Genomic DNA, 24,041 nt, shown 5'->3' on the forward strand with positions numbered 1-24,041 from the left:
GCGCACCCTCCTACCGCTCAGCGGGCGTAGAACTCGACGACGAGCTGCTCGTCGCAGATCACCGGGATCTCGCGGCGGTTGGGGTCGCGGTCGAGGCGGAACGCGAGGGCCTGGAGGTTGACCTGGAGATAGCGGGGGGTCTCGCCGTCGGGCGCCCAGCCGCCTTCGCGGGCGACCAGGAACGGGGTCTTCTCCCGCGAGCGCTCCCGGACCTGCACGACGTCGTCGGGGCGGACCCGGAAGGACGGCTTGTCGACCTTGCGGCCGTTGACCTCGATGTGGCCGTGCACGACCATCTGGCGGGCCTGGTAGATGGTGCGGGCCAGCCCGGACCGGAGCACCAGCGCGTCAAGTCGGCGCTCCAGCTCGACGATCAGCGCCTCGCCGGTCTTGCCCTCGACCTTCTTCGCGCGGTCGTACGCGCGCTGCATCTGCCGCTCGCTGATGTCGTACTGCGCGCGCAGCCGCTGCTTCTCCAGCAGCCGGGTCTTGTAGTCGCTGTTCTGCTTGCGACCGCGGCCGTGCTCACCCGGCGGGTAGGGGCGGGCCTCGAAGTACTTGACCGCCTTCGGGGTGAGCGCGATGCCGAGCGCCCGCGACTTCTTGACCTTGGGACGCGACTGATTCACGTGCGTCGAACCTCCGTGTAGATTAGGTAAGGCTTACCTTAGCTGAGGAGTACGCATGATTCGACCCGGGAACCCCGCACCCGAACGGCCGTCGTGGCAGCAGGAGAACGGTCAGCCGCGTCCCGAAGAGGAAGAAGCGCCCCGGCAGCCCTCGGCCGCCGAACGCGCGCGCACTCTCGTCGAGGGTAACCCGTCCCTCGCCCTGGCCATTCCCGCGCTGCGCCCCGCACCGGCCGAGCCGATGGTGCCGCTGCGCTGCTCCGTCGGGCCCGACGGGGACGTCTTCCTGCTCTTCCCGCGCGCGGCGCCCGCGGTGCGGGCGGCACGGCACGCCAGCGACGACGAGGTACCCGCTGTGCTGGAAGTCACCGATGTCGCGCCGGTCGCGGTGCCGCACCGCATCCGCGGCCGCGCCTGGGTGGCCGGGTGGCTGACCCACGTGCCCGGCGGCGGGTTCGAGGCCGACGCGGAGTTGCTGCGGCTGGAGCCCGGGGAGATCTCCGTGGACGACCTGTGGGGTGCGGCGCTCGTGGAGCCCGACGAGTTCGCCGCGGCCGGGCCCGATCCGCTCGCGCCCTTCGAGACGGATGTGCTCCAGCACCTGGCCGGGTCGCACCCGGAGGAGGTGGCCCTCCTGTGCGGGCTCGTCGGCGAACCGTGCGTTGCAGGCGCCGCGCAGGCGGTGCCGCTGGCGCTGGACCGGTTCGGGCTGCGGGTGCGCTTCACCGGCGCGGCCGGGACGTACGACGCCCGCTTCGACTTTCCGGCGCCGGTGGAGGGGCCGGCCGCCGCCCGGCGCGCCCTTCGGCACCTTTTCGCTTCCGCGCGGGCGTGACCCCCCGGGGCCCGTACCTCAGCTGTCGCCGGCGAGGCGGCTTCTGACGCGGTCGAGCACATCCGCGTAGCGGGCCTCGGCTCCGTAGCGGGTGGGTTCGTAGTAGCGGCGGTCGGCGAGGTCGTCCGGGAGGTAGCGCTGGGCGGCGATGGCGCCGGGCACGTCGTGGGGGTAGACGTAGCCCTGCGCGTGGCCGAGCTTGGCGGCGCCCTTGTAGTGGCCGTCGCGCAGGTGCGCGGGGACCGGGCCGGCCTTGCCGGCCCGGACGTCGGCGAGGGCGGCACCGATCGCGGTGGTCGCCGCGTTGGACTTCGGCGCGAGGGCGAGCGCGATGGTGGCGTGGCTGAGGATGAGCGACGCCTCGGGGAAGCCGATCATCGCCACCGCCTGGGCCGCGGCGACCGCGGTGGGCAGCGCGGTGGGGTCGGCGAGCCCGATGTCCTCGCTCGCGGAGATCATCAGGCGGCGGGCGATGAAGCGCGGGTCCTCCCCCGCCACGATCATCCGGGCCAGGTAGTGCAGCGCGGCGTCGACGTCGGAGCCGCGGATCGACTTGATCAGGGCGCTGGCCACGTCGTAGTGCTGGTCGCCGTCGCGGTCGTAGGCGACCGCGGCGCGGTCGACGGCCTCCTCGACGGTGGCCAGCGTGATGGTCTCCTCGCCCTTGGCGAGCGCGGAGCCGGCGCCCGCCTCCAGCGCGGTGAGCGCGCGGCGGGCGTCACCGCCGGCGATCCGCAGCAGGTGCTCCTCGGCGTCGGGCTGGAGGGTGACGGCGCCGCCGAGCCCGCGCTCCTCGGTGAGCGCGCGGTGCAGCACCCCGCGGATGTCGTCGTCGGTGAGCGATTCGAGGGTGAGCAGCAGGGAGCGGGACAGCAGCGGTGAGATCACCGAGAAGTACGGGTTCTCGGTGGTGGCCGCGATCAGGGTCACCCAGCGGTTCTCGACCGCGGGCAGCAGCGAGTCCTGCTGGGCCTTGCTGAAGCGGTGGATCTCGTCGAGGAACAGGACGGTCTCGCGGTCGTACCCGCCGGCTTGGCGCTTGGCGGACTCGATGACCGCGCGGACCTCCTTGACGCCCGCGGTGATCGCCGACAGCTCCACGAACCGCTTGTTGGTGGCCTTGCTGACGACGTAGGCGAGGGTGGTCTTCCCGGTGCCGGGCGGGCCCCACAGGATCACCGAGGAGGCGCCGGCGGGTCCGGTGCCGCCCTCCCCCACCAGCCGCCGCAGCGGGGACCCCTTGCGCAGCAGGTGCTGCTGGCCGACCACTTCCTCAAGGGTGCGCGGCCGCATACGGACGGCGAGCGGGCTGTTTCCCGGGTCCCGCTCCTGCCGCTCCTCCGCGGCCGCGCTGAACAGATCTGGCTCCACTCGTGAAGGGTATGCCACCGCTGTGACACACCCCGGATCACGAGGTCAGATGACGGTCTTCCAGTAGTACCAGAAGTGGGTGAGGATCAGCAGGCCGATCACCGCGTACCACATCACCGGCACCACCCAGTGGAACTCCAGCACGGCCGAGCGGACCGGGCGGGGGAGCTTGATCAGGCCGTTGCGGATGTTGTGCACGGCGGTGTACCAGAAGATCAGGATCGTGACGACCCAGGCCAGGCAGCACCACAGGCAGACCGCGTGGATGTTGTAGATCGTCTGGTACTGGAGCCAGGAGATGAAGCAGACGCCGAAGAGGCCGCCGGCCTGGAGCCCGTACCAGAACCACGGCTTGTAGCGGCCGCCGGCGAAGACGCCCATGGCCACGCAGATCACCACGCCGTAGGCGACCAGGCCGATGATCGGGTTCTGGAAGCCGAAGGCGTGGGCCTGCTTGCTCTCCATCACGCTGCCGCAGGCGATGACCGGGTTGAGGCTGCACGAGAAGTGCGTCGGCTTGCCGTCCACGGTGTTCTGCAGCAGGACGAACTTGTCGTTGGTGATCACGAAGGAGGCGAGCAGGCCGAGTGCGCCGGAGATCAGCAGCAGCCAGGTGAACGGCTTGCTCGGCACGATCTCGGAGCCGGCGCGCGGGGTGCGGTCGTCGTCCGTTCGCGTGTCGTCCAACGCGGAAGTCGTCATGATCGCCGATCTCTCATCGAATCCATGGGGCGGGCACAGACATTGTGCACCCGGGGCGGTGAGTACGGTGTAAGGTACGCCGCCCCGGTACACGTTCGAGGGGTTTAAACCAGCCGTTCCTTGACGGTTCCGGCCACCTCGTCCAGCGCCACCGGACCCTGCTCGCCGCTGGCGAGGTCCTTGATCTGCACGACGCCCTCGGCCAGGTCCCGTTCGCCGGCCACGATCGCCAGCCGGGCGCCGGAGCGGTCCGCGGACTTCATCGCGTTCTTGATGCCCTTGCCGCCGAAGGCGAAGTCCGCGGCGATCCCCTCCCGCCGCAACTGCGTGACCAGCGCGAAGAGGGTGCGCCGGGCCTGCTCGCCGAGCGGCACCGCGTACACGTCGGTGGCGGCGGGCAGCGCGAGTTCGACGCCCTCGGCCTTGAGCGCGAGCACCGTGCGGTCCACGCCCAGCGCCCAGCCGACCGACGGCAGCGACGGGCCGCCGATCATCTCCGACAGGCCGTCGTACCGCCCGCCGCCGCCGACCGCGGACTGCGAGCCGAGCGCGTCGTGCACGAACTCGAAGGTGGTGCGGGTGTAGTAGTCCAGTCCGCGCACCAGCCGCGGGTCGTCCTCGTAGGCCACACCCGCCGCGGTCAGCAGTTCCCGGACCTGCTCGTGGTACTCCTTGCACGCCTCGCACAGGTGGTCCACGATCAGCGGCGCGCCGGTGAGTTGGCGCTGCACCGCCTCGCGCTTGTCGTCCAGCACCCGCAGCGGGTTGATCTCGATCCGCTTGCGGGTGTCGTCGTCGAGGTCGAGGCCGCGCAGGAAGTCCTGGAGCGCGGCGCGGTAGGCCGGGCGGCACTCCTTGTCGCCCAGCGAGTTGAGCAGCAGCCGGAAGTCGCGCAGGCCCAGCGAGCGGTACGCGTCGACGGCCAGGATCACCAGTTCGGCGTCCAGCGCCGGGTCCTCCGCGCCGATCGCCTCGGCGCCGACCTGGGAGAAGTGGCGGTAGCGGCCGGCCTGCGGGCGCTCGTAGCGGTAGTAGGAGCCGGAGTACCACAGCTTCACCGGCAGGTTGCCGGCCTTGTGCAGGTTGGCCTGGAGGGCGGCGCGCAGCACCGACGCGGTGCCCTCGGGGCGCAGTGCCAGCTCGGTGCCGCCCTTGGTGCTGAAGGCGTACATCTCCTTGGTGACGATGTCGGTGGACTCCCCGACACCGCGGGCGAACAGCTCGACGTGCTCGAAGCCGGGGGTCTCGACGTATCCGTAGCCGGCGCGGCGGGCCGGGGCGGCGATCGCCTCGCGCACCGCGAGGAAGGCCGCGGAGTCGGGCGGCAGGAGGTCGTAGGTGCCCTTGGGGGCCTGGAACGTGCTCACGGCAGTGACAGTCACAATCCTCGTCGTGGAGCCGGGTCGTCGCCGGTTCCGTGGCCGCCGGCCACCTTGCCCAGGAAGGGGTTGGTGGCGCGCTCGCGGCCGATGGTCGTCTGGGGGCCGTGCCCGGAGAGCACCACCGTCGAGTCGTCGAGCGGCAGGCACACGCGGGCCAGCGACTCGTACAGCTCGGCGGTGTCGCCACCGGGCAGGTCGGTGCGTCCGACGGAGCCGGCGAACAACAGGTCGCCCGAGAAGAACACCGACGGGATGTCGGCGGTCTCGGGCAGCCGGTAGGTCACCGACCCCTTGGTATGGCCGGGCGCATGCGCGACGCCGAACTCCAGACCGGCCAGCGCGAGGGTCTCGCCGTCGGTCAGCTCCCGAAGGTCGTCGGGCTCGCCGACGGTCAGGCCGGCCAGCAGCGGGGAGCCGACGGAGGCGCCGATCGCCGTCGCCGGGTCGCTGAGCATGTACCGGTCGGCGGGGTGCAGCCAGGCGGGCACGTCGTGCGCGCCGCAGACCGGCAGCACCGAGGCGACGTGGTCGACGTGGCCGTGGCTGAGGATGACCGCCACGGGCTTGAGCCGGTGCTTGGCGAGGACGTCCTGGACGCCCTGGGTCGCGTCGACCCCCGGGTCGATGATCACGCACTCCTCGCCTGCGGCGGGCGCGACCACGTAGCAGTTGGTGCCCCACGCCCCGGCGGGGAACCCGGCAATGAGCACGTTCGTCCTTCTGTCGTCCGCTGTGGGCTGCCCCCGAGCCTACCGGCGAGCGGGGCGCGGCTGCGAACCGGTTGCGGGGTGGTGCGCGGACTGGACGGCAGGTGCGGCGTGACGCGAAGATCTGCGGCACGTACATTCGCATACGGCAGCTTCGACACCGGCTGTGTCCCCTTCGATACAGCCGGCGCACAGGAAACATACAACGCAATGCGTCGGTGCGCGGCACGGACGGACAACCGACGCCCAGACAGACGACGGAGACGGCGAAGTGACCACCAAGGATCAGCGGCGGCGGCAGCTCGCCCGGGACAAGTTCGCGCGCCAGCAGCAGCGCCGGGTGAGCGCGCAGCGCAAGACGCGGGTGCGCAACTCGGTGATCGCCGTGGTGGTCGCCGTGGTCGTCGCCTCGCTCGGCGGGGCGTACGCGGCCGGCGCGTTCGACGGCAGCAGCAAGAAGAAGGACGACGCCGCCGCGACCAGTGCGACCGCGTCCGCCTCGGCGAGCCCCACCGTCTCCAAGGGCCCGGACCCGTGCGAGAAGGCGGCGGCGGGCAAGCCCGGCACCAAGCAGTGGAAGAAGGAGCCGGCGATGACCATCGACAAGTCGGCCGGCTACACCTTCGACCTGGCGACCACCTGCGGCGACATCTCGATCGCGCTGGAGACGGCGAAGGCCCCGCACACCGTCAACTCCTTCAAGTTCCTCGCCGACCAGGGCTACTTCGACCACACCAAGTGCCACCGGCTGACCACGACCGGCATCTACGTGCTCCAGTGCGGCGACCCGACCGGCCAGGGCTCGGGCGGCCCGGGCTACACCATCCCGGACGAGAACCTGACGGCGTTCGGCAAGGCCGACTCCTCCACCGGCTCGGTCACCTACCCGGCGGGCACCATCGCGATGGCCAACACCGGCCAGGCGCACACCGGCGGCAGCCAGTTCTTCCTGGTCTACAAGGACAGCCCGCTGCCGCCGAGCTACACGCCGTTCGGCACCGTCTCCAAGGCCGGCATGAAGGTCCTGGACAAGATCGCCGCCGACGGTGAGAGCACCGGTCAGGGCGACGGTGCGCCCAACGCGACCGTGGTGATCAACAAGGCGACGGTCAGCAAGTCCTGACCCGCGGCCGGGTGCCCGGGCTGCCCGCGGGCGGCCGGACCGAGTCCTGATCGGTATCCGAATTCGCGATTGAGCGCGTATCGGATGCGGACAGCCGGGGCGCCGGTCGCCTATGTTGGCCGTTGGAACCGGTCAGGGCGTGCGGCCCGGCCGGAGGGAAACTGTGGACGATGCCCGCCGGCGGTGACGCGGGTGGGCATCACATGAGGGAGGCGCTGTGAGCAGCGACCCGTGGGGCCGCGTCGACGAGACGGGGACCGTGTACGTGCGTACGGCCGACGGTGAGAAGGAGGTCGGTTCGTGGCAGGCGGGTTCCCCTGACGAGGCGCTCGCCTACTACGAGCGCAAGTACGAGGGGCTCGTCGTGGAGATCGGCCTCCTCGAACGGCGGGTGCAGACGACCGATCTGGCGCCCAAGGAGGCGCTGGCCGCGATCGAGCACCTGCGCACCTCGGTGACCGAGGCGCACGCGGTGGGCGACCTGGCGGCGCTGGGCACCCGGCTGGACGCGCTGGTTGCGCTCGTGGACACCCGGCGCGAGCAGCGCCGGGCGGAGCGGGCGAAGCAGGGCGAGGAGGCGAAGGCCGCCAAGGAGAAGCTGGTCGCCGAGGCCGAGGAGCTGGCCGCGAGCGAGCAGTGGCGCACCGCAGGTGAGCGGCTGCGGGCCCTGGTGGACACCTGGAAGGGTCTGCCGCGGCTGGACCGCAAGGCCGACGACGAGCTGTGGCACCGCTTCAGCCACGCCCGTTCGGTCTTCTCCAAGCGGCGCAAGGCGCACTTCGCGTCGCTGGACGCGCAGCGCGAGGAGGCCCGCCGCACCAAGGAGAAGCTGGTCACCGAGGCGCAGTCGCTGTCGGGTTCCACGGACTGGGGGCCGACCGCGGCCCGCTACCGCGAGTTGATGGCGGAGTGGAAGGCGGCCGGCCGCGCCCAGCGCGAGGCGGAGGACGACCTGTGGAACCGCTTCCGCGGTGCGCAGGACGTGTTCTTCGCCGCGCGTTCCGAGGTGTTCGCCGAGCGGGACTCCGAGCAGCGGGAGAACCTCGCGCGCAAGGAGGAGCTGGTCATCGAGGCGGAGAAGCTGCTGCCGGTGACCGACCTGAAGTCGGCGCGGGCGGCGTTCCGTTCGATCAACGAGCGGTGGGAGGCGATCGGCCATGTGCCGCGCGACGCCCGGCCGCGGATCGAGGGCCGGATGCACACCGTGGAGCGGGCGCTCCAGGAGTCCGAGGAAGCGGAGTGGCGGCGCACCAACCCGGAGGTCCGGGCGCGTGCGGCGGGTCTGACCGGCCAGTTGCAGGCCGCGGTCGACAAGCTGCGCGACCAGGTCGAGGCGGCGCGCGCCGCGGGCAACACCGCGAAGGCCGACAAGCTCCAGTCCGAACTGGACGGCCGGCAGGCGCTGTTGGACGCGGCCTTGAAGGGCATGGGCGAGTTCCGCTGAGCGGAGGCTGACGCCGGCATCCACCAGAGAAAGAGGTCCCCCGCGCCCGTGGCGCGGGGGACCTCTTCGTGTCCCGGGTGGCGGGCGGCCGTTCAGCGCTGCTGGCGGCCTGAGGTGACGCGGTAGACGTCGTAGACGCCCTCGACACCGCGGACCGCCTTGAGGACGTGGCCGAGGTGCTTGGGGTCGCCCATCTCGAAGGTGAAGCGGGAGATCGCGACGCGGTCGCGGGAGGTCTGCACCGCCGCGGACAGGATGTTGACGTGCTGGTCGGACAGTACCCGGGTGACGTCGGAGAGCAGCCGGGCCCGGTCCAGCGCCTCGACCTGGATCGCGACGAGGAAGACCGAGGACTGGGTGGGCGCCCACTCGACGTCGATCATCCGCTCGGGCTGCTGCGAGAGCGACTCGACGTTGACGCAGTCGGCGCGGTGCACCGACACGCCGTTGCCCCGGGTGATGAAGCCGATGATCGGGTCGCCCGGGACGGGGGTGCAGCAGCGGGAGAGCTTCACCCACACGTCGCTCTCGCCCTTGACGATGACGCCCGGGTCGGCGTTCTTCCGCCGCTTGGTGCGGCCCTGGGTGGGGGTGGTGATCTCGGCGATGTCCTCGGTGGCGCCGTCCTCCCCGCCGAGCGCGTCGACCAGCTTCTGCACCACGGACTGCGCGGTGATGTGGCCCTCGCCGATCGCCGCGTAGAGCGCCGAGATGTCGGGGTAGCGCATCTCGTGCGCGAGGGTGACCAGCGAGTCGCCGGTCAGCACCCGCTGGATCGGCAGGTTCTGCTTGCGCATCGCGCGGGCGATCGCTTCCTTGCCCTGCTCGACCGCCTCCTCGCGGCGCTCCTTGGAGAACCACGCGCGGATCTTGTTGCGGGCCCGGGGTGACTTGACGAAGCCCAGCCAGTCCTGGGACGGCCCGGCGCCGGACGCCTTGGAGGTGAACACCTCGACGGTGTCGCCGTTGTCGAGGGTCGACTCCAGGGGCACCAGGCGGCCGTTGACGCGGGCGCCGATGGTGCGGTGCCCGACCTCGGTGTGCACCGCGTAGGCGAAGTCGACCGGGGTAGCGCCGGCAGGCAGCGCTATCACGTCGCCCTTGGGCGTGAAGACGAAGACCTCGCTCTGCGACAGGTCGAAGCGCAGCGACTCCAGGAACTCCCCCGGGTCCTCCGTCTCCTTCTGCCAGTCCAGCAGCTGGCGCAGCCAGGCCATGTCGTTGACCGCGTCGTCCTTCTTGTCCGAACGCGGGCTGTCGGTGCGCACCTTGGAGGCGCCGGCCACCGCTTCCTGCTTGTACTTCCAGTGCGCGGCGATGCCGTACTCGGCGCGGCGGTGCATGTCGAAGGTGCGGATCTGCAACTCGACGGGCTTGCCGCTGGGGCCGATCACGGTGGTGTGCAGCGACTGGTACATGTTGAACTTCGGCATCGCGATGTAGTCCTTGAACCGGCCGGGGACCGGGTTCCATCGCGCGTGGATGGTGCCGAGCGCGGCATAGCAGTCCCGGACGGTGTCGACGAGGACCCGGATGCCGACCAGGTCGTAGATCTCGGCGAAGTCCCGGCCGCGGACGATCATCTTCTGGTAGACGCTGTAGTAGTGCTTCGGGCGCCCGGTGACGGTGGCCTTAATCCGGGCCGCGCGCAGGTCCTGCTGGACCTGGTCGGTGACCACGGCCAGGTACTCGTCCCGCTTGGGGGCGCGTTCGGCGACGAGGCGGACGATCTCGTCGTACATCTTCGGGTAGAGGATCGCGAAGGCGAGGTCCTCCAGTTCCCACTTGATGGTGTTCATGCCCAGCCGGTGGGCGAGCGGGGCGTAGATCTCCAGCGTCTCGCGGGCCTTCTTCTCCTGCTTCTCCCGCTTGAGGTAGCGCATGGTGCGCATGTTGTGCAGCCGGTCGGCGAGCTTGATCACCAGGACCCGGGGGTCCTTGGCCATCGCGACGACCATCTTGCGCACCGTCTCGGCCTGCGCGGCCTCGCCGAACTTGACCTTGTCCAGCTTGGTGACGCCGTCGACGAGCAGGGCGACCTGGTCGCCGAAGTCGCGGCGCAGCTGGTCCAGGCCGTAGTCGGTGTCCTCGACGGTGTCGTGGAGCAGCCCGGCCATCAAGGTGGCGGGGTCCATGCCCAGCTCGGCGAGGATGGTGGTGACCGCCAGCGGGTGCGTGATGTACGGGTCGCCGCTCTTGCGCTTCTGGCCGCGGTGCCAGCGCTCGGCGACCTGGTAGGCGGCCTCGATCTGCCGCAGCTGCGCGCTGTCGCCCTTGGGGTCGTTGCCGCGCACGACCCGCAGCAGGGGTTCGAGCACCGGGTTGTACGCGCTGGAGCGCTGCACGCCGAGGCGGGCGAGCCGGGCGCGGACCCGGCTGGAGGAGGCGCCGGGCCGGGTGGGGGCGACGCTGCCGGGGGTACGCACCGGCCGCAGGGCGGCGGGGGTGGGCGCGGGAGCGGGGGCCGGGCCGGACTTGGGCGCGAGCGTGGCGCCCTTGCCCTGGTCGCCCTTGGCCTGGTCGGCACCCTTGGCCTGGTCGGCGGCCTTGCCGGCGCCGCTGTCGGAGCTCGGGTGGGCCCCGGCGGGCGGGGGCGCGGACTCGGGGGTGGGAGCGGGCGCCGGCGCGCCGGTCGCAGGCGTGCCCCGGCGCCCGTCGGCCGGGCCCGTCCCCTGGGCGGTCCCGTCGGCGGCGTCGAGCGGCTGGGCCTGGTCTGGCAAGGGCACTCCTCACGCGGTCGAAGTCCCATGGTAACGAGCGGCGGCACCCGGCGGGCGCGCGGCGGAGCAAGGCGGCTCCGCCCGGCCCGGCCGGCGCACACGCACCGGCGTACGCCGGTCCGTACGCCGCGCCGGGCACGCCGTACGCCGGCGAAGCGCCTCAGGGGCGCCGTACGGGCCTGCGCGGCCCTGCGGCGGCCCGGGGGCGGCCGATCCGCTGCGGACCGCTCAGACCACGACGAGCGCGTCCAGCGGGACATCCTTCAGGACCGGGGCGAGCCGCTCCCGGCCGCCGAGCGCGCCCAGCTCCAGCATGACCGCGACGCCGACGACGCTCGCGCCGGTGCGCGCGATCAGGTCGAGCGCGGCTTCGGCGGTGCCGCCGGTGGCGAGCACGTCGTCGATGACGATCACCCGGTCGCCGGGCCCGAAGGCGTCGGCGTGCACCTCGATCTCGGCGGTGCCGTACTCCAGCGCGTAGCCCTGCGCCAGCGTCGGTCCGGGCAGCTTGCCGGCCTTGCGGACCGGTACGAAGCCGAGCCGGGCGCGGGCGGCGGCGGGCGCGGCGAGGATGAAGCCCCGCGCCTCCAGGCCGACGATCTTGGTGGCCGCGTGGCGGGTGCACAGCTCCGCGAGCGCGTCGACCAGGGCGTTGAACGCCACCGGGTCGGCCAGCAGCGGGGTGATGTCCTTGAAGACCACCCCGGGCTGCGGGTAGTCCGCCACGTCGCGGATACGGGAGAGCAGCAGGTCCCGCAGCTCGGGGGAGGCGGCTTCCGTCGTCGTCATGATGCTTCTTTCGGTGCTCGGTGCGCGGTGCGCGGTGCGCGCGGGCTCGGTACTCGGGCTCGGTGCGCGGGCGGGAAAACGCCCGCCGCCGCCCGGCGGGTACTCCCGGGCGGCGGCGGGCGAGGGCTCAGCGGCGCTTGCCGGAGGGGCGGCCGCGGCCGCGGCTGCCCCGGTTGGACGGCTGGCTGCGGTTCGGGCGGACCCCGGAGTCACTGCTGCCGGTGGCGCGCGGGCCGACGACCGCGGCCGCGGCGTCCTCCTCGCCGTCCTCGGGCTGCTCGTCCTCGGGCTCGTCGGCCGCGGACTCGCCCGCGGCGGCCCGGGCCTTCGCCTTCGCCGCGTCGGACGCGCGCTTGGCGAGCACCCGCTTGCGCAGCGACTTCATCTGCGGGTCGCGCTCCTTCAGCTCCGCCACGATCGGGGTCGCGATGAAGATCGAGGAGTACGCGCCCGCGGTGAGGCCGACGAACAGCGCGAGCGCGATGTCGTTGAGCATGCCGGCGCCGAGGATGCCGCCACCGATGAACAGCAGCGCGGCGACCGGCAGCAGCGCGACCACCGTGGTGTTGATCGACCGCACCAGGGTGCTGTTGAGGCTGCGGTTGGCGACCTCGCTGTAGGTGGAGGTGTTCTTCTTGGTGATGTCCTTGCTGGCTTCCTTCAGCCCGTCGAACACCACGACCGTGTCGTAGAGCGAGTAACCGAGGATGGTCAGCAGGCCGATCACGGTGCCGGGCGAGACCTCGAAGCCGACGATCGCGTAGACGCCGACGGTGATGGTGAGGTCGTGCAGGAGGGCGACGAGGGCGGCCAGCGCCATGCGCCACTCGAAGGCGATGGCGAGGTAGATGACCACCAGCACCAGGAAGATGATCAGGCCTTCCAGTGCCTTGTGGGTGATCTCCTTGCCCCAGCTCGGGCCGACGATCTCGGCGTCGATCTTCGACGCCGGGATCTTCAGGTCCGCGGCGATCTCCTTCTGGACCTTCTTCGACTGGTCGGTGGAGAGCCCGGCCACCTGGATGCGCATGCTGCCGTTGCCGAGCTTCTGCACGGTCGCGTCGCGGCCGTCGGTGTCCCCGGAGATCTTGTTCTGCACGTCGGAGACGGACAGGGACGTCTTCGGGGTGTTGAAGACCGCTCCGCCGGAGAAGTCGATGCTCTCCTTGAGCCCGTTCACCACCAGGCCGATGATCGCGACGATCGTGACCAGGATGGAGATCGAGTACCAGATCTTCCGCTTGCCGACGAAGTCGTAGCTGACCTCGCCCCGGTGCAGCCGGTGACCGAGAGTGCCGAGCTTGGACATCAGGCTTCCTTCGTCTCGGAGGACTGGCGGCGGATACGGCGCAGCGGTGCCTTGACCCCGAGGCTCTCCGGGTTGAGGCCGGACCACTTGTGGCCCTTGGCGTAGAAGGCGCGGCGGGCGAGGATCGTCATCAGCGGCTTGGTGAACAGGAAGACCACGGCGACGTCGAGCAGGGTGGTCAGGCCGAGCGTGAACGCGAAGCCCCGGACCTTGCCGACGGACACGACGTAGAGCACCGCGGCGGCGAGGAAGGACACGAAGTCCGACACCAGGATGGTGCGCCGGGCGCGCGGCCAGCCGCGGGCCACCGCGGGTTGCAGCGTCCTGCCGTCGCGTAGCTCGTCCCTGATCCGTTCGAAGAAGACGATGAACGAGTCGGCGGTGATACCGATGGCGACGATGGCACCGCAGACCGCGGGCAGGTTCAGCGCGAATCCGACCGCCTCACCCAGCAGGCACATGATCGTGTAGGTCAGTGCGGCGGAGACGACCAGGCTGAGCACCGCGACGAAGCTCAGGCCGCGGTAGTAGGCCAGCAGGTAGATGACCACGAGGGCGAGGCCGACGGCGCCGGCGATCATGCCCCCGCGCAGCTGCTCGCCGCCGAGCGCGGCAGAGACGGTGGTCTTGTCGGAGATGTTGAAGGCCAGCGGCAGCGAGCCGTACTTCAGCACGTTCGCCAGGTCGGTGGCGGACTGCTGGGTGAAGCTGCCGGAGATCTGCGCGGTGCCGCCGGACAGGGTCGAGGACACCGAGGGGGCCGACACCACGTTGCCGTCGAGGTCGATGGCGAACTGGTTGTTCGGCGAGGACTGCGCCGCGAGGTTCTTGGTGACGCTGGTGAACTGCGAGGAGCCCTTGGAGTCGAAGCTGAGGTTGACCACCCAGCCGTTGCCGCTCTGGGTGTCGAAGACCGCGTTGGCGCTGGTGACGTGCTTGCCGTCGATCTGGGACGGGCCGAGCAGGTACTTCACCCACTGCTTGTCGATCTGGCCGCAGGCGATCACGTTGTCGGTGGGCTTGGTGCCCTCGCTGGCCTTGGCGCGCTGGGCGGGCTTGGTGCAGTCCAGCGCCTCGTACTTGGCCTGGAGCGCAGCCGAGACGCCGGAGGTGGCGTCGGTGGTGCTGGTGCTGGTGCCGCTGGTGTCGGTCGTGCCGTCCGAGGCGCTGCTCGACGCCGTGGCGGTGGCCTGCGGGGTCGGGGCCTTGTCCGTGCCGGACTTCAGGGCGTCGGTGACCGCGCGGCCCTGGCTGCTGGTGGACGAGGGGGTCGCGGTGGACTTGCCGGTGCTGGAGGCCGTCGCGCTCGAGGTGGCCTTCGGGCTGGCGGTGCTGGACGACTTGCTGGTGGCGGAGCCGGTGGGCGTGGGCGTCGGCGTCGTCGTCGCGGTCGGCGAACCGTCGCCGTCGGCGAGGACCTGCCGGAAGTACAGCTGGGCGGTGGTGCCGACCTGCTGCTCGGCCTGGTCGGCGTTGGTGCTCTTGGGGATGTCGACGATGATGTTGTCGTTCCCCTGGGTCTGCACCTCCGCCTCGGAGACGCCCAGGCCGTTGACGCGGTTGTTGATGATGTTGACCGCGGTGTTCATGTTCGCCTTGGTGACGGCCTTGCCCTGGTCGGGCTTGGCGGTCAGCGTGATCTCCACGCCGCCGGCGAGGTCGATGCCGAGCCGCGGGGTCTTGTGGCCGGAGAGGAAGATCCCCCCGGTCAGCGCCACCAGGGCGATGAGGATCACGGCCAGAGCGCGCCCGGGGTACCCCTGGCTCCCCGAGGACCTACGGCCCTTTTTGGCTGCTGCCACCTTGTTGTCTCTCCCTGTCCTACCGCCCCCGGGCATGCGGGCCCGGGGGCGGCCACGAGTGGATGAAGCAGGACGCTTACTTCGCGGCGGAGCCGTTCGGCTCCTTGGCGGCCCCGTCCTCGGCGGCGGGCGCGTCCGTCGAGGACGGGGCCGCGGCCTCCTCGGACTTGTCGAGGCTGACCTGCTCCTCGCCGCCCTCGGCGGCGTCCGCGTCCGTCGCACCGTCGGCCGGCGCGGCGTCCCCCGCGGCCGCGTCGGCGTCGCTCACGGCGTCGTCGTCGAGCCCCGCGGGCTCCTCGGGCTCGATGCCGTGCACGATCCGGTTGAACTCCTCCTCGGAGAGCACCGTGCCGATGGCGGACTTGGTGAAGTGCGCGTGGACACCGTCGGTGATCTCCAGCAGGACGGTCTCCTCGTTCACCTCCTTCACCACGGCGTACATGCCACCGATGGTGCGCACGCCGGTGCCCGGCTCCATCTTGTTGCGCATCTCCAACGCCTGGCGCTGCTTGGTCTTCTGCGACCGGGTCATCATGAACATGACGCCGATGATCAGGATCAGGGGGAGGAGAATTCCGATGCTCACGGTGTGGACATTCCTTCGCACGGCCAACGTGGGGGATGGCCTGGATTTCGGGATGTGGGTGCCGATCCAGAGGAAGGGCGTCGGCGGAGTCTAAGCGCTGGCTCGCCGATGGAACAACGCCCAGCATTGCATGGGGGTTCCTGATCGTAGGAGTCTAGCGGAGGTCAGGGACCGAACAGGCCGGTCTGTCCGGTTCCGCCCTGACTCGTCCCCCCGCCCTGCTGGGGCGGTACGAGGCCCAGGTGGGACCAGGCCGCGGGGGTCGCCACCCGGCCCCTGGGGGTGCGGGCGAGCAGTCCCTCGCGGACCAGGAAGGGCTCCGCGACCTCCTCGACGGTCTCCCGCTCCTCCCCCACCGCGACCGCGAGCGTGGACAGGCCGACCGGGCCGCCGCCGAAGAGCTTCAGCAGCGCGTGCAGCACCGCCCGGTCCAGCCGGTCCAGGCCGCGGCCGTCGACCTCGTAGACCTCCAGGGCCCGGGCGGCGACCTCGCGGCTGACCACGCCGTCGGCCCGTACCTGTGCGTAGTCGCGGACCCGGCGCAGCAGCCGGTTGGCGATCCGGGGGGTGCCGCGGGAGCGGCCGGCGATCTCGGCGGCGCCGTCGGTGTCGATCGCCACGTCCAGCAGGCCGGCCGAGCGCTGGATGACCCGCTCCAGTTCGGCGGGGGCGTAGAACTCCATGTGGCCGGTGAAGCCGAACCGGTCGCGCAGCGGCGGCGGCAGCAGCCCGGCCCGGGTGGTGGCGCCGACCAGGGTGAAGGGCGGCAGCTCCAGCGGGATCGCGGTCGCGCCGGGCCCCTTGCCCACGATCACGTCGACCCGGAAGTCCTCCATCGCCATGTAGAGCATCTCCTCGGCGGGCCGGGACATCCGGTGGATCTCGTCGAGGAAGAGCACCTCGCCCTCGGTGAGCGAGGAGAGGATCGCGGCGAGGTCGCCGGCGTGCTGGATGGCCGGGCCCGAGGTGATCCGGATCGGCGCGGACATCTCGGCGGCGATGATCATCGAAAGAGTGGTCTTGCCGAGCCCGGGTGCACCCGACAGGAGTACGTGGTCGGCGGTGGCACCGCGCTGGCGGGCGGCCTTGAGCACCAGGTCGAGCTGTTGGCGGACCCGCTCCTGGCCGATGAACTCGTCGAGCTCCTTGGGCCGCAGCGCCGCCTCGACCGCCTGGTCGTCGTGGTCGGCGGCCGACCCGACCAGCCGGTCGGGTGTGTCGGCGGGGGCGTCGTCCCAGTTCATGGCAGGTCTCTCGGGTCGGGCGGTCGGCAGGCGGTCGGGGTTCGCGGCCGGTCTCGGGTCGGTCAGGGTGCGGATCGGTCAGGGTGCGGGTCGGGCGGGGCGTGGGGGCGGCAGGCGGGTCGGGGTGCGGTCAGCGGGTGCGGTTGAGGGTCTGGAGGGCCGCGCGCAGCAGTGTGCCGACGTTCGGCTCGGCGGCGGCCTCGGCCTGCGGGGTGACCGCGGTCACCGCCTCCTCCGCCTCGCGCGGCGCGTAGCCGAGCCCGACGAGCGCGGTGAGCAGCTGCTCGGACCAGGACGGCGGGGCGGCCGCGCGGGCCGCGCTCCCGGCCGCCGGGGCGCCCGCGGCGCCCACCGGCGCCCCCAGCCGGTCCTTGAGCTCCAGCAGCAGCCGCTGGGCACCCTTCTTGCCGATGCCGGGCACGGCGGTCAGCGCCTTCTCGTCCCCAGCCGCGACAGCGGCGCGCAGGGCGTCGGGGCTGTGCACGGCGAGCATGGTCTGCGCCAGCCGGGGGCCGACCCCGCTGACGGTCTGGAGCAGCTCGAAGACCTGCCGCTCGTCGTCGTCGGCGAAGCCGTAGAGCGTCAGGGAGTCCTCGCGGACCACCAGCGAGGTCGCCAGCCGGGCGGGCTCGCCGAGCCGCAGCGCGGACAGGGTGCCGGGCGCGCACTGGACCGCCATGCCGATCCCGCCGACCTCGATGACCGCGGAGTCCGGGGCGAGTGCGGCCACCGGGCCGCTGACGAAGGCGATCACGCGGTGGGCTCCTGGCTGCTGGGTGCGGAAGGCACGGGGTGTACGGGTGCGGCGGGCGGTCGGACGGCGGCGCGGTGGGCCGCGGCGGCCTGCTGGAGGCGGTTCCCGGCCACGGCCCGCTGGAGGCGGTTGGTGGCCGGGGAGCGCCAGATGTGGCAGATGGCGAGCGCGAGGGCGTCGGCGGCGTCGGCGGGCTTGGGCGGGGCGTCCAGCCGCAGCAGCCGGGTCACCATGGCGCCGACCTGCTCCTTGCCGGCCCGGCCGCTGCCGGTGACGGCCGCCTTGACCTCGCTGGGGGTGTGCAGGTGCACCGGCAGGCCGCGCCGGGAGGCGCACAGGATGGCGACCGCGCTGGCCTGGGCGGTGCCCATCACGGTGCGGACGTTGTGCTGGCTGAAGACGCGCTCGACGGCGACGGCCTCGGGGCGGTGCTCGTCGAGCCACTCCTCCAGGCCGCGTTCGATCAGCACCAGCCGGTGGCCGATCTCCGCGTCGGACGGGGTGCGGATCACCCCGACGCCGGCCATCGCCAGCGCCCGGCCGGGCACGCCGTCGACCACACCGACACCGCACCGGGTCAGCCCCGGGTCCACGCCGAGCACCCGCATGCCGCCCCTTCCCGCGCGTCCGCCGCGGTCGGCGGTCGTTCGCCAACCTGTTCGTGCAGGTTAGCGGTTGGCACCGACAAACAGCGGAGGGGCCGGCGGGGTGTGTCCCCGCCGGCCCCTCCCTGACGTCGCGTCAGGCGCCGCGTCAGGCGTCGACCTTCTCCATGACCTCGTCCGAGACGTCGAAGTTGGCGAAGACGTTCTGCACGTCGTCGCTGTCCTCCAGCGCGTCGATCAGCTTGAAGATCCGGCGGGCCCCGTCCTCGTCCAGCTCGACCTGCATGGTGGGCAGGAAGTTGGCGTCGGCGGAGTCGTAGTCGATCCCGGCCTCCTGGAGGGCCTTGCGGACCGGCACCAGGTCGGTGGCCTCGCTGATCACCTCGAAGGACTCACCGAGGTCGTTGACCTCCTCGGCGCCGGCGTCCAGCACCGCGCCGAGCACGTCGTCCTCGCCCAGCTCGCCCTTGGGGACGATCACCACGCCCTTGCGGTTGAACAGGTAGGACACCGAGCCCGGGTCGGCCATCGAGCCGCCGTTGCGGGTCATCGCCACCCGCACGTCGGACGCGGCGCGGTTGCGGTTGTCGGTCAGGCACTCGATGAGGACGGCGACGCCGTTCGGCCCGTAGCCCTCGTACATGATCGTCTGGTAGTCGGCGCCGCCGGCCTCCAGGCCCGCGCCGCGCTTGACCGCGCTGTCGATGTTCTTGTTCGGTACCGAGCTCTTCTTCGCCTTCTGGATGGCGTCGAAGAGCGTCGGGTTGCCGTCCGGGTCGGCCCCGCCGGTCCGGGCCGCGACCTCGATGTTCTTGATCAGCTTCGCGAAGAGCTTGCCGCGCTTGGCATCGATCACGGCCTTCTTGTGCTTCGTCGTAGCCCATTTAGAGTGGCCGGACATCCGACAGTCTCCTTCGCGTCACCAGTACTGTTCTTCGTCGCGCGCCCGATCCTACCGGGATACGGTCAGCTCCCCGCGCGCACGGCGGACACGAAGAGTTCATGCACCCGGTGGTCGCCGGTCAGCTCCGGGTGGAAGGACGTGGCCAGCACGTTCCCCTGCCGCACCGCGACGATGTGGCCGCCGTACTCGGCGAGCACCTCGGTGTCCGCGCCGACCGACTCCACCCACGGCGCGCGGATGAAGACGCCCTCGACCGGTCCGCCGGGCACGCCCCGCACGTCGACGAACGCCTCGAAGGACTCGTTCTGCCGGCCGAAGGCGTTGCGGCGCACGATCATGTCGATGCCGCCGAACGTCTCCTGCCCGGACCTGGGGTCCAGGATCTTGTCGGCGAGCATGATCAGCCCGGCGCAGGTGCCGTAGACCGGCAGTCCGCCGCGGATCGCGTCCCGCAGCGGCTCGGTGAGCCCGAAGAGCGCGGCGAGCTTGGAGATGGTGGTGGACTCGCCGCCGGGTATCACCAGGCCGTCCAGCCCGGCCAGTTCCTCCGGGCGCCGGACCGCCGTGGCCGCGGCGTCCGTCGCGGCCAGGGCCGCCAGGTGCTCCCGGACGTCGCCCTGGAGGGCCAGGACGCCGATGGTGGGAGAGCTCGTCATCGTCGCCTTACCAGCCGCGGTTCGCGTAGTGCTCGGACTCCGGCAGCGTGTCGATGTTGATGCCGACCATCGCCTCGCCGAGGTTGCGGGAGGAGTCCGCGATGACCTTCGGGTCGTCGAAGAAGGTGGTGGCGCGGACGATGGCCGCGGCGCGCTTGGCCGGGTCGCCGGACTTGAAGATGCCCGAGCCCACGAAGACGCCCTCGGCGCCGAGCTGGCGCATCAGCGCCGCGTCGGCGGGGGTGGCCACACCGCCGGCGGAGAAGAGCACGACCGGCAGCTTGCCGAGCTCGGCGACCTCGCGGACCAGCTCGTAGGGCGCGCGCAGCTCCTTGGCGGCGGCGAACAGTTCGTTGTGGTCCAGGCCGCGCAGCCGGGATATCTCGCCCTTGATCTGCCGCAGGTGGCGGACGGCCTCGACGACGTTGCCGGTGCCGGCCTCGCCCTTGGAGCGGATCATCGCCGCGCCCTCGGCGATCCGGCGCAGCGCCTCACCGAGGTTGGTGGCGCCGCACACGAACGGGGTGGTGAACGCCCACTTGTCGGAGTGGTTGACCTCGTCGGCCGGGGTGAGCACCTCCGACTCGTCGATGTAGTCCACGCCGAGCGACTGGAGCACCTGGGCCTCGACGAAGTGGCCGATCCGGGACTTGGCCATCACCGGGATCGACACGGCGCTGATGATGCCGTCGATCATGTCCGGGTCCGACATGCGGGCCACGCCGCCGTCCTTGCGGATGTCGGCGGGCACCCGCTCCAGCGCCATGACGGCGACCGCGCCGGCGTCCTCGGCGATCCGCGCCTGCTCGGGCGTGACGACGTCCATGATCACACCGCCCTTGAGCTGCTCGGCCATGCCGCGCTTGACGCGCGCGGTGCCGGTCTCGGGGGACGCTGCGGAGGACGGGGAAGCGGTGGACAAGGTGACCTCACTCCAGGCTGTGGATGGCTTGTGCATCCATCGTCCGGCGGCGCGTGGACCACCGAAAAGGGCCAATTCGGCGCAGGTGGCTCCCGCGGATGCTCCTATGCGGTGGTGGCGCCCTCCGCGGTGAGCAGGACCGGCGGCTCGTCGTCCATCTCGAAGGCGAGCGGGAACGGGGCGTGGCCGGCCAGTCGCAGCCAGCGCACCACGCGGTGGCGGCGCAGGGCGCGCGCGGCGCGCACCGCGTCGTTGTGGAAGCGCCGGGCCATCGGCACGCGGCGCACCGAGCGGGTCAGCTCGCCGACCGCCTCGGCGCCCCCGGGCGCCGCCTGGACCGCCGCGAGCGTGTCCGGCTCGGCGAACACCGCGCGCAGCGCCTGGCTCAGTTCGCTCTCGGCGACCTCCCGCCCGTCCGGCTCGGCCTGGCGGGCCGCGTGCGCGGCCTCGTACAGCACGATGGAGGCGGCCGGGTCCAGGACGCCCGCGGTCGCCAGTTCCTGCGCGACCGAGGCGCGGCGCAGCAGTTGCGCGTCGAGCGCGGCGCGGGCCGCGTCGATCCTGGCGTGCAGGCGGTCCAGGCGGCCCGCGGTCCAGCTGAGGTAGAGCCCGAGCAGGATCAGTGCGGCTACGACGCAAATCACGGTGGTCACCGCGGCACCCTATTCCCCCCGGGCGGCCGCGATCCGCCGCGACGGCGCCGTGCGGCGGGCGGTCAGGTGGCGGGGAAGCCCGGGCGGTCGGGGTGGACGGACTCCGTGCCGACCGTGACCGTTTCGTAGACCGAGAGGATCTCCGCGGCGACCACGGACCAGTCGAAGCGCCGTACGTGCGCCGAGGCGCGGCCGCGCAGCTCTTCGCGGCGGGCGTCGTCCCCGAGGAGGCGTACCGCGGCGTCCGCCAGCGCGGCGGCGTCGCCGTTGGGGAACAGTTCGCCCGCGCTGCCCTGTCCGAGCACCTGCGCGAAGGCGTCGAGGTCGGTGGCGAGGACCACCGCGCCCGCGGACATCGCCTCGACGAGGATGATCCCGAAGCTCTCGCCGCCGAGGTTGGGCGCCACGTACAGGTCGACGCTGCGCAGCAGCCGCGCCTTGTCCTCGTCGCTGACCATCCCCAGGAACTCGACGTGGCCGTGGAGTTCGGGCGGCAGCGGCTCCAGGGCCTCGCGCTGGTCGCCGCGCCCGGCCACCAGGAGGCGGGCGCCGGGGCGGCGCTCGATGATCCCGGGCAGCGCCCGCATCAGGACCTGGAGCCCCTTGCGGGGCTCGTCGATCCGCCCGATGAACCCGATGGTGTCGCCCTGCCAGTCGGGCCGGGGCCGCGCGGCGGCGAAGAAGCCGACGTCGACGCCGTTGGGGATGACGACCGCGTCGCCGCCGAGGTGCTCGACCAGGGTGCGGCGGGCGTACTCGCTGACCGCGATCCGCGCGCTGATCTTCTCCAGCGCGGGCTGGAGGATCGGGTAGGCCGCGATCATGGCGCGCGAGCGGGGGTTGGAGGTGTGGAAGGTCGCCACGATCGGGCCGCGGGCGGCCCAGCAGGCGAGCAGCCCGAGCGAGGGCGAGGTGGGTTCGTGGATGTGGATGACGTCGAACCCGCCGTCGTGCAGCCAGCGCCGGACCCGTGCGGCCGACAGGAAGCCGAAGTTCAGCCGCGCCACGGAGCCGTTGTACGGCACGGGCACCGCGCGGCCGGCGGAGACCGCGTACGGCGGCAGCGGCGTCTCGTCGTCGGCCGGGGCCAGCACGGACACGTGGTGCCCGAGCGTGATCAGGTGCTCGGCGAGGTCGCGGATGTGGAACTGGACGCCGCCTGGGACGTCCCAGGAGTACGGGCAGACGATCCCGATCCTCAAGGCCGCTCCGTCCCGGGGCTCTCGTCCGGCGCGGCGACGGCCGGGTCGGTGGCGGTGGCCGCGGCCGTCTCGACGGTGACCGTCCCGGCAGCGGGCTCGGCAGCGGGTTCGACGGCGGCGCGCTGCGGCAGGTCGCTCAGCCAGAGCCGTTGCAGCATGTGCCAGTCCTGGGGGTGCTCGGCGATCCCGGACTCGTAGGTGTTCGCCAGCACCTGGGTCATCACCGCGGTGCGGCTCGCCCGGTCGCCGTCGGCCGGGACCTCGACCGGCGGGTGCACCTTGCCCTGCATGACCGGCGACTGGTCGTACCAGAGGGTGACCGGCAGCAGCAGCGCGCCGGTCTGCTGGGCGAGCATCGCCGGCCCGGCGGGCATCCGGGTCTTCTCGCCGAAGAAGTCGACCTCGACCCCGCTCTTGGACAGGTCCCGGTCGGCGACGAGGCAGACCAGGCCGCCCGCGCGCAGCCGCCGCGCCAGGGTGCCGAACGCGGCGCCGCCGGTGTGCGGCAGGACCTCCATGCCCAGGCCCTCGCGGTAGGCGACGAACCGGTCGTAGAGGGTCTCGGGCTTGAGCCGTTCGGCGACGGTGGTGAACGGGGTCTCCAGCTTGGTGGTGACCCAGGCGCCGGCGAGGTCGTAGTTGCCCATGTGCGGCAGGGCGAGGATGACTCCGCGCCCGGCGGCGAGCCCGTCGGTGAGCCAGTGCACGTCCTGCGGGGCGAAGCCGGTGCGGATGCGGTCCTTGCTCCAGGCCGGCAGCCGGAAGGACTCCATCCAGTACCGCAGGTAGGAGCGCATGCCCTGGCGGGACAGCGCGCGCAGCCGCTCCGGGCCGGCGCCGGGCACCACGCGGGCGAGGTTCGCCTCCAGCCGCTGCACGCCCTTGCCGCGCTGCCGCCACGCGGCGTCGGCGACGGTCCGGCCGAGCGCGCGTGCCGCCGGCTCCGGCAGGGTCTTCACCGCGCTCCAGCCGAGCCCGTACAGGCCGTCGGTGAGGCGCTCCTTCACACGCTGCTCCCCTGGCTGACCGCCCGCTTCTCCGCCTCGGCGGCATCGGCCTCCGCGGCCTCGCGGTGCACGGTGACGACCCGCTGGATCAGCGTGACCAGGCTGCCGACGGCGACGACCCACAGGGCGATCGGCAGCACCCACTGGATGCCGGGCACCCCGAAGGTGCGGTGGAAGCCGGCGAAGCCGCACAGCACCAGGGTGATGACGAGCCGCTCGGAGCGCTCGACCAGGCCGTTGACCGCGACCTTCAGGCCGATCGCCTCGCCGCGCGCCTTGGTGTAGGAGACCACCTGGCCGCTGGCGAGGCAGAAGATGGTGACCGCGCACAGCACGAGGTTGTCGCCGCCGCCGGCGTACCAGAGCGCCAGGCCGCCGAAGACGGCGCCGTCGGCGACCCGGTCCAGGGTGGAGTCCAGGAACGCGCCCCAGCGGCTGGAGCGGCCCGCCTGGCGGGCCATGTTGCCGTCGACCAGGTCCGAGAAGACGAACAGGGTGATGACGACGGTGCCCCAGAAGAACTCGCCCCTGGGGTAGAAGGCCAGTGCGCCGGCGACGACACCCGCGGTGCCGATCAGGGTCACCGTGTCCGGCGACACCCCCTTGCGCAGGAGGAATCCGGCGAACGGCGTGAGAACACGCGTGAAGAACGCACGCGCGTACTTGTTCAGCATGGCCTTCCCGACAGGTCGGTG

At 72.0% G+C, this 24,041-nt stretch carries 23 protein-coding genes; 3 read left to right on the forward strand and 20 right to left on the reverse strand.

Translation table 11 applies throughout. The features are described from left to right. Nucleotides 1–17: 17 nt before the first annotated feature. On the reverse strand, nt 18–629 hold the full coding sequence (rpsD, locus tag AC3ERT_RS10205; RefSeq protein WP_435128161.1) for a 30S ribosomal protein S4: 612 nt from the start codon (nt 627–629) through the stop codon (nt 18–20). A 55-nt stretch (nt 630–684) separates the two neighbouring features. Here rpsD and AC3ERT_RS10210 point away from each other — a divergent pair, with 55 nt between their 5' ends. Continuing rightward, on the forward strand, nt 685–1,464 hold the full coding sequence (locus AC3ERT_RS10210; protein WP_435173704.1) for a DUF2470 domain-containing protein: 780 nt from the start codon (nt 685–687) through the stop codon (nt 1,462–1,464). An 18-nt stretch (nt 1,465–1,482) separates the two neighbouring features. On the opposite strand, the gene AC3ERT_RS10215 is transcribed toward AC3ERT_RS10210, so the two are convergent. From AC3ERT_RS10215 to AC3ERT_RS10230, 4 genes are all read right to left on the reverse strand, one after another. Further along, nucleotides 1,483–2,835, reverse strand: coding sequence for a replication-associated recombination protein A (locus AC3ERT_RS10215; RefSeq protein WP_335975808.1), 1,353 nt, complete (start codon nt 2,833–2,835; stop codon nt 1,483–1,485). 45 nt (nt 2,836–2,880) lie between these two features. Next, the gene (locus AC3ERT_RS10220; RefSeq protein ID WP_335975804.1) at nt 2,881–3,537 is read right to left on the reverse strand and encodes a vitamin K epoxide reductase family protein; all 657 of its coding nucleotides are present in this window, start codon (nt 3,535–3,537) and stop codon (nt 2,881–2,883) included. A gap of 104 nt (nt 3,538–3,641) precedes the next feature. Further along, the gene (gene hisS / locus AC3ERT_RS10225) at nt 3,642–4,904 is read right to left on the reverse strand and encodes a histidine--tRNA ligase (RefSeq protein WP_435128165.1); all 1,263 of its coding nucleotides are present in this window, start codon (nt 4,902–4,904) and stop codon (nt 3,642–3,644) included. Nucleotides 4,905–4,915: 11 nt separating this feature from the next. Further along, nucleotides 4,916–5,629 (reverse strand): MBL fold metallo-hydrolase, encoded by a 714-nt coding sequence (locus AC3ERT_RS10230; protein ID WP_435128167.1) that lies wholly within the window; start codon nt 5,627–5,629, stop codon nt 4,916–4,918. A gap of 268 nt (nt 5,630–5,897) precedes the next feature. Here AC3ERT_RS10230 and AC3ERT_RS10235 point away from each other — a divergent pair, with 268 nt between their 5' ends. Both AC3ERT_RS10235 and AC3ERT_RS10240 read left to right on the forward strand, forming a co-directional pair. Further along, a complete protein-coding gene (locus AC3ERT_RS10235; protein WP_435128169.1) occupies nt 5,898–6,749 on the forward strand; it encodes a peptidylprolyl isomerase in 852 nt (283 codons plus the stop codon). Between the two features lie 217 nt (nt 6,750–6,966). Beyond that, nucleotides 6,967–8,193: a DUF349 domain-containing protein gene (locus AC3ERT_RS10240; protein ID WP_335975792.1), complete on the forward strand. Its 1,227-nt coding sequence runs from the start codon at nt 6,967–6,969 to the stop codon at nt 8,191–8,193. Nucleotides 8,194–8,285: 92 nt separating this feature from the next. Here AC3ERT_RS10240 and AC3ERT_RS10245 read toward each other — a convergent pair whose 3' ends face one another. From AC3ERT_RS10245 to pgsA, 15 genes are all read right to left on the reverse strand, one after another. Continuing rightward, on the reverse strand, nt 8,286–10,913 hold the full coding sequence (locus AC3ERT_RS10245; RefSeq protein ID WP_435173705.1) for a RelA/SpoT family protein: 2,628 nt from the start codon (nt 10,911–10,913) through the stop codon (nt 8,286–8,288). Between the two features lie 228 nt (nt 10,914–11,141). After that, nucleotides 11,142–11,702 carry an adenine phosphoribosyltransferase gene (locus AC3ERT_RS10250; RefSeq protein ID WP_335975788.1) on the reverse strand — a complete coding sequence of 187 codons (561 nt, stop codon included), beginning with the start codon at nt 11,700–11,702 and terminating at the stop codon, nt 11,142–11,144. 127 nt (nt 11,703–11,829) lie between these two features. Beyond that, nucleotides 11,830–13,011 (reverse strand): protein translocase subunit SecF, encoded by a 1,182-nt coding sequence (gene secF / locus AC3ERT_RS10255; protein ID WP_335975785.1) that lies wholly within the window; start codon nt 13,009–13,011, stop codon nt 11,830–11,832. Further along, nucleotides 13,011–14,813: a protein translocase subunit SecD gene (gene secD, locus AC3ERT_RS10260; protein ID WP_335975781.1), complete on the reverse strand. Its 1,803-nt coding sequence runs from the start codon at nt 14,811–14,813 to the stop codon at nt 13,011–13,013. Before secD ends, secF begins: the two co-directional genes overlap by 1 nt. Nucleotides 14,814–14,889: 76 nt before the next feature. Further along, nucleotides 14,890–15,399 carry a preprotein translocase subunit YajC gene (gene yajC / locus AC3ERT_RS10265; RefSeq protein ID WP_335975779.1) on the reverse strand — a complete coding sequence of 170 codons (510 nt, stop codon included), beginning with the start codon at nt 15,397–15,399 and terminating at the stop codon, nt 14,890–14,892. Between the two features lie 164 nt (nt 15,400–15,563). Further along, on the reverse strand, nt 15,564–16,643 hold the full coding sequence (gene ruvB / locus AC3ERT_RS10270; protein ID WP_435128175.1) for a Holliday junction branch migration DNA helicase RuvB: 1,080 nt from the start codon (nt 16,641–16,643) through the stop codon (nt 15,564–15,566). Between the two features lie 130 nt (nt 16,644–16,773). Continuing rightward, nucleotides 16,774–17,397, reverse strand: coding sequence for a Holliday junction branch migration protein RuvA (gene ruvA, locus AC3ERT_RS10275; protein ID WP_335975772.1), 624 nt, complete (start codon nt 17,395–17,397; stop codon nt 16,774–16,776). Then, on the reverse strand, nt 17,394–18,005 hold the full coding sequence (gene ruvC / locus AC3ERT_RS10280) for a crossover junction endodeoxyribonuclease RuvC (RefSeq protein ID WP_435128177.1): 612 nt from the start codon (nt 18,003–18,005) through the stop codon (nt 17,394–17,396). Before ruvC ends, ruvA begins: the two co-directional genes overlap by 4 nt. 145 nt (nt 18,006–18,150) lie before the next feature. Continuing rightward, complete coding sequence (locus AC3ERT_RS10285; RefSeq protein WP_335975765.1) at nt 18,151–18,903, reverse strand: YebC/PmpR family DNA-binding transcriptional regulator; 753 nt, start codon at nt 18,901–18,903, stop codon at nt 18,151–18,153. A 65-nt stretch (nt 18,904–18,968) separates the two neighbouring features. Next, on the reverse strand, nt 18,969–19,562 hold the full coding sequence (gene pdxT, locus AC3ERT_RS10290; protein ID WP_435173707.1) for a pyridoxal 5'-phosphate synthase glutaminase subunit PdxT: 594 nt from the start codon (nt 19,560–19,562) through the stop codon (nt 18,969–18,971). 7 nt (nt 19,563–19,569) lie between these two features. Further along, nucleotides 19,570–20,484, reverse strand: coding sequence for a pyridoxal 5'-phosphate synthase lyase subunit PdxS (pdxS, locus tag AC3ERT_RS10295; RefSeq protein WP_488179795.1), 915 nt, complete (start codon nt 20,482–20,484; stop codon nt 19,570–19,572). A 104-nt stretch (nt 20,485–20,588) separates the two neighbouring features. Continuing rightward, nucleotides 20,589–21,137 carry a LemA family protein gene (locus tag AC3ERT_RS10300; protein WP_435173709.1) on the reverse strand — a complete coding sequence of 183 codons (549 nt, stop codon included), beginning with the start codon at nt 21,135–21,137 and terminating at the stop codon, nt 20,589–20,591. A gap of 62 nt (nt 21,138–21,199) precedes the next feature. Beyond that, nucleotides 21,200–22,339 carry a glycosyltransferase family 4 protein gene (locus tag AC3ERT_RS10305; protein WP_335975747.1) on the reverse strand — a complete coding sequence of 380 codons (1,140 nt, stop codon included), beginning with the start codon at nt 22,337–22,339 and terminating at the stop codon, nt 21,200–21,202. Further along, nucleotides 22,336–23,346 carry a phosphatidylinositol mannoside acyltransferase gene (locus AC3ERT_RS10310; RefSeq protein ID WP_435173710.1) on the reverse strand — a complete coding sequence of 337 codons (1,011 nt, stop codon included), beginning with the start codon at nt 23,344–23,346 and terminating at the stop codon, nt 22,336–22,338. Before AC3ERT_RS10310 ends, AC3ERT_RS10305 begins: the two co-directional genes overlap by 4 nt. Next, a complete protein-coding gene (gene pgsA, locus AC3ERT_RS10315) occupies nt 23,343–24,020 on the reverse strand; it encodes a phosphatidylinositol phosphate synthase (protein ID WP_335975738.1) in 678 nt (225 codons plus the stop codon). The genes AC3ERT_RS10310 and pgsA overlap by 4 nt, the downstream gene beginning before the upstream one ends. Nucleotides 24,021–24,041 lie beyond the last annotated feature (21 nt).

The sequence above is a fragment of the Actinacidiphila sp. bgisy145 genome, assembly GCF_057708125.1.

What these genes read in the sequence shown, in the direction of transcription:
- AC3ERT_RS10285 (WP_335975765.1), bottom strand. Translation starts at nt 18,903, where the DNA reads ATGTCCGGCCACTCTAAATGGGCTACGACGAAGCACAAGAAGGCCGTG.
- pgsA (WP_335975738.1), bottom strand. Translation starts at nt 24,020, where the DNA reads ATGCTGAACAAGTACGCGCGTGCGTTCTTCACGCGTGTTCTCACGCCG.
- AC3ERT_RS10220 (WP_335975804.1), bottom strand. Translation starts at nt 3,537, where the DNA reads ATGACGACTTCCGCGTTGGACGACACGCGAACGGACGACGACCGCACC.
- secF (WP_335975785.1), bottom strand. Translation starts at nt 13,011, where the DNA reads ATGTCCAAGCTCGGCACTCTCGGTCACCGGCTGCACCGGGGCGAGGTC.
- ruvB (WP_435128175.1), bottom strand. Translation starts at nt 16,643, where the DNA reads ATGAACTGGGACGACGCCCCCGCCGACACACCCGACCGGCTGGTCGGG.
- pdxT (WP_435173707.1), bottom strand. Translation starts at nt 19,562, where the DNA reads ATGACGAGCTCTCCCACCATCGGCGTCCTGGCCCTCCAGGGCGACGTC.
- ruvC (WP_435128177.1), bottom strand. Translation starts at nt 18,005, where the DNA reads ATGCGGGTGCTCGGCGTGGACCCGGGGCTGACCCGGTGCGGTGTCGGT.
- AC3ERT_RS10250 (WP_335975788.1), bottom strand. Translation starts at nt 11,702, where the DNA reads ATGACGACGACGGAAGCCGCCTCCCCCGAGCTGCGGGACCTGCTGCTC.
- AC3ERT_RS10210 (WP_435173704.1), top strand. Translation starts at nt 685, where the DNA reads ATGATTCGACCCGGGAACCCCGCACCCGAACGGCCGTCGTGGCAGCAG.